The sequence below is a fragment of the Helicobacter cinaedi CCUG 18818 = ATCC BAA-847 genome (assembly GCF_000155475.1).
Classification (GTDB): domain Bacteria; phylum Campylobacterota; class Campylobacteria; order Campylobacterales; family Helicobacteraceae; genus Helicobacter_C; species Helicobacter_C cinaedi.
This window is the reverse complement of record NZ_DS990395.1, coordinates 22,003-26,596: the sequence shown is the minus strand read 5'-3', so window position 1 is coordinate 26,596 and position 4,594 is coordinate 22,003. Positions and strand designations below refer to the sequence as shown.

Annotated in this window: 4 protein-coding genes; all 4 read left to right on the top strand. The window is 31.6% G+C overall.

What is annotated here, in order from left to right:
* The first annotated feature begins 104 nt into the window (after positions 1 to 104).
* Positions 105 to 713 carry a hypothetical protein gene (locus tag HCCG_RS10660; RefSeq protein ID WP_002957558.1) on the top strand — a complete coding sequence of 203 codons (609 nt, stop codon included), beginning with the start codon at positions 105 to 107 and terminating at the stop codon, positions 711 to 713.
* Entirely contained in the window at positions 710 to 1,327 is a 618-nt protein-coding gene (locus tag HCCG_RS10655; RefSeq protein ID WP_002957557.1) for a hypothetical protein, read from the top strand. Before HCCG_RS10660 ends, HCCG_RS10655 begins: the two co-directional genes overlap by 4 nt.
* Positions 1,328 to 2,788: an alpha/beta hydrolase family protein gene (locus HCCG_RS10650; protein WP_002957556.1), complete on the top strand. Its 1,461-nt coding sequence runs from the start codon at positions 1,328 to 1,330 to the stop codon at positions 2,786 to 2,788.
* Positions 2,785 to 4,594, top strand: a 1,810-nt coding sequence (locus tag HCCG_RS10645; RefSeq protein WP_002957555.1) for a hypothetical protein, incomplete at its 3' end; no start/stop codon positions are given. The genes HCCG_RS10650 and HCCG_RS10645, both read left to right, overlap by 4 nt.

Below are 4,594 nucleotides of genomic sequence, written 5' to 3'. Positions count from 1 at the left end.
CTAAAGAAATATAATGATGACTATCCTATTATGCAAGATTTAGTATCTAGTGGTTGTCTTAGTGATAAAGTTAAACAAGAAATAAAAACTTATGGAGTGGATAAATGAAAACATTTTTAAAGTTTTTTATACTCATTGTTCTTACGATTCTTACTATTCACTATCACTATATCCTTACCTTTATTCCCTTTCCTTTTTTTGGTTGGATTACTCTTTTTATTCTCTCTTGTATATGGGTGTATCTCTTTTTACGATTCTGTGTGTGGAGTATCAATAGAATCTTTAAAAAGAATCTAAGAGTTAAGAAAATCTACCTAGCATTACCTTATCCACTTATAATGCTTTCTTGGTTTGGTTTTAGCTTTGTCCCGCTTGAGTGGCAGCCTAGCTTTAGGGAGTTTGAAAGGTTGTGTAGGGAGGAGGGAGGCGATACAACCACGATTTACAGTCAGGAAAGTTATGATAGAATAAGAAAAGGAGAAAGTAAAAACAACAAATATATTTGGGAGGATAAAATGGTAGCTTGGCGTATCAAGGAGGCAGTATTGAAAGTCTATGAATCTAATACGAACATATTAACTAGAACTTATAAAACATTTGTTTGGTATGATATAGGTATGTTTGCAAAAGATGAACGAACTATGACTTGTGCTTCTATGAAAAAATACAAAGCCAAACAAGAAGCTAAAAAACTTATGGAGTGGATTAAATGAAAACTTTTTTAAAGATGTTTATACTCATTATTCTTACAATGCTTAATATTCATTATCACTATATCCTTACCTTTATTCCCTTTCCTTTTTTTGGTTGGATTACTCTTTTTATCCTTTCTTGTATATGGGTGTATCTCTTTTTACGATTCTGTGTATGGAGCTTTAATAGAATCTTTAAAAAGAATCTAAGAGTTAAAAAACTCTATCTAGCCCTGCCTTATCCACTTATTATGCTTTCTTGGTTTGGCTTCTCTTTTATCCCACTTGAATGGCAGCCCAGCTTTAGGGAGTTTGAGAGGTTGTGTAGTGAAAGTGATTCGAAAAAAGTGATTTATGATACTGAGTTAAGAGAGAAATATAAACATTCTAATGAATATCCCAAAGAAAAAGAGAATGTTAAACGAATTAGTTATCGCTTGACTGAAGAAGAAGTATTTTGGTATGATAGGAATAGTGGTAAGCTATTTTTAAAGTTTCATATTTATAAGTGGTTAGATATAGGAATGTTTCATCAAAACTATGGTGGCAGTGGAAGAGTATGGTATTGCTCTGATATTGCTAAATATAAAGAATACAAAGCCAAACAAGAAGTTAAAAGACTTATGGGGTGGTAAATGAAATCACTAAAATATCCAAAAGAAAAAAGATTGGCATTTGCTAAATATGCTGAACTTGCTTGGGCAAGTTATAGCACAGGATTCAATGAGGGAATGTATGGAATAGATTCTAAAGGTAAAATTGAAGGTTTAGATGAGGAACAACAAAAAAAGATTCCCACCTACTACCAAGCTCTTACAACCATAGCAGAATTCAATCTTGCCAAATGGGCAGAAAATAATTTTAACAATTATGATGTTGGCTTTAGCCCAAAACAAGCAAATGAGTTTGCTAATCGTTATAAGATTGTAGCTTTTGTCAATGAGACTAATATTAGCTTTTCAGCCACGCTATTTCAAGATACGCACGATAACGAGTATATTTTGGCTATAAGGGGTATTAATATATTCCAATTTAATCGTAATTGCATCAATGTCATTACACAGAGTGTAAAAATCTTTAATGCAAAAATTCCAGCAAAAATCTACTTTGCCTTGCTTAATTTCTATGAATATAAGGTTAAACCTATTTTAGAAAATACAAATGCTACTCTTGTGGTAACGGGACATTCTTTTGGTGGGTATTTAGCCCAGCTTTTTACTTTGACTTATCCGCAAATCATCAAAGCTATGTTTATATACAACGCCCCGGGTATCATACCTAATTTAGCTAGTAAAGTGCTATCTAATTATATTATACGAATGAATGATATTTTTGAAGTTGATGTAAGCGATTTTCAAAAGCTTTATATCACTCAAGAAATAAAAGACTCTTTAGATTGGCACGATAGGGAGAGATTTATCATCATTAAAAGAAATATCCAAACTAAAGATGGGGAAACTCTTGAAGTAAAAATCCCAGAATATTTGCGATTTGACACAAAATCCCAAAGAGCATTTGTGGATAAATACGCAGGGGTAAATAGTGTGGCTATGTTTAATAAAAGCTCAATGCAAAATTATGCCTTTAGGCTGTATAGTCGTATAAAAAATACAGAAAATGGCTACTATCTATTATACAACACACAAACCACCAATACATACGCCACAATGTCTATACATAATGAAAATGTAATGGTTGAGGAAGCAGGATTTATAGATACAGCAGAAGCAATGCTACAAAGATTAAAAAATAGCAATAATACTTTACCACAACCATTACAAAGAGAAAATATATATCATATTCACGCACTAAATGCTTTTGAAAAATCAGAATTTATGAGTTTATTTTCCTATCATATCGCTAATTCAGAGGTTGAAGTTTCTTTGGATATATATCCCATTTCTTTTAAAAAGCAAGGATTATTAAATATTGTAAATTTTTTAACCTATTTTGTGAATGTGGAATCTATTAAGTCAATATATCAAGCATTACTCATAGAATCTCGAATCTCTTATAACAATAAAGAGGATTTGGATAAATTTTTGACATTTTTTCAAGGGAATCTAATAGCGGAATCACAAGGAGTTTTTGTATGAAAGAAATTTTTTCTAGCTTGAATTATGAGCTAAACTATAAAAAAGATAGTAATGATATAGAGACGATACAAGATAATTTATTAGGAGAAGTAGAAACAGGAATACAAATACTATGTGATTCCGACATAGATTCCCTCACAAAAGACTCTCCACTGCATATACTTAGAGCCTTATATGCTTGTAAGCCATTTGCTATTTGTAATGAAAACAATGAAAGCTTTATCACAAAAGAAAATGTTAGTAAGATACTAGGCTATAAATCTGACTTTGCCAATATCTTTGTGTATGGGAAAGATTCTCTAAGCGACACATACCTACAAGCTAGAAAAGCTCTCTATAAAACCATAATGGATCTACGAGAGCAAAGAGAGCAAGAGCATAAAGAGGAGCAAGAGAGAATCTCTCAATTAAGTTACAAGGAATACAAAGAGGAGCAAAAAGAAAAAGAGAGACAAGAAAGATTTTCAAATAGAAATACAGCAAACAAAGATTCACATCTCATCTTAGAATCTAATGACAAAAACAATGTAATTATATTCTTAGATTCTGCTAATTCTTTATCTAACCTTATCCATATCCACAATGACAAGATAGATATTTTTACTAAAGATACAAGCACTATTGATATACAAAGATTAGAATCTCTTATCAAAGAATATCAACAAAGATATACAGAATCTAATAATCAAGAATCCCATATCGATTTTCATCAAGAATCTAAACTTACTTTAGATTCTCTAAACTCTAGCAACACACAAATCTTTTTGTATTCTCAATTATTACAAGGCTCATCTGAATCTCCTAGCAATCCCCTATTCTTTGGTGAGTTAGATTCTAAAGGTGAGTTTATAGAATCTAAGCCTATCTATCACTTAATCGGTGAAGTAGATTCTAGCTCCATAGAATCTACAAGCAACAATAGAGATTCTATCAACACAGAATCTAACAATTCCCTAAGCACCCTCCAAGTATTTTTGGGTAGCAATACCCTAACACTCTTAAACTACTCCCTCTTAGATTCTAGTCTTAACATCAAATTAGAATGTAACTCCTCTGAATCTCAAGCAATACAAGAAAAAGAGAAAGCACAAAGGGATAAAGATTCTTCGCCTTTGGCTCAGAATGACAAAAGTCAATCCACTGCACTACTTCACCCAATACTAGAAGATGATGAAATAAAATGTCCTCATAATGGAGTAGTGCAATTAAAATCTAATAAGGGTAAAAGTATTACAGATAAGAATATCCCTTTTATTTTAGAATCTGATTTATTAAACTCTCCTATCATAGGTTGCACTAATAACATTGCAGGTGTTCCTACTCCTTGCACACAAGTAGCACTCATACTTCCTAGTGCTAGAGGACTAAAGAAACATAATGATGATTATCCTATAATGCAAGATTTAGTCTCTAGTGGTGTAATGAGTGATAAAGGCTTTCCTCTTATTTGCACACCTAAACCTAATAGTTATAAAATCAATGCTCCTAGTCCTACTCATACTAAGAATAGAGACAAAGAGGCTTTAAAGACACAAATAGAATTTCATAAACCTATACTAAGACTACACTATAAAGAACACAAATCCCAACAAGACAATTTACCTATTACTCAATTCTATCTTTTTGATAATCTAAAAGAACAGACAAGTCCTTTTGAAAACCTTATTTTAGATTATCAAAGTGATGCACAAAGTATGAGTGATAAAAATTTAGAAAAAGAGTTACTGCAAAGCTATTCCAATAAAGAACATCAACACAAACAAATCAATCTACAATTTGGAATCCATCAAATCCATCTTGTCTTTA

Excerpts from the sequence above, each read along its gene's own strand:
- HCCG_RS10655 (WP_002957557.1), top strand. The coding sequence starts at position 710 with ATGAAAACTTTTTTAAAGATGTTTATACTCATTATTCTTACAATGCTT.
- HCCG_RS10660 (WP_002957558.1), top strand. The coding sequence starts at position 105 with ATGAAAACATTTTTAAAGTTTTTTATACTCATTGTTCTTACGATTCTT.
- HCCG_RS10650 (WP_002957556.1), top strand. The coding sequence starts at position 1,328 with ATGAAATCACTAAAATATCCAAAAGAAAAAAGATTGGCATTTGCTAAA.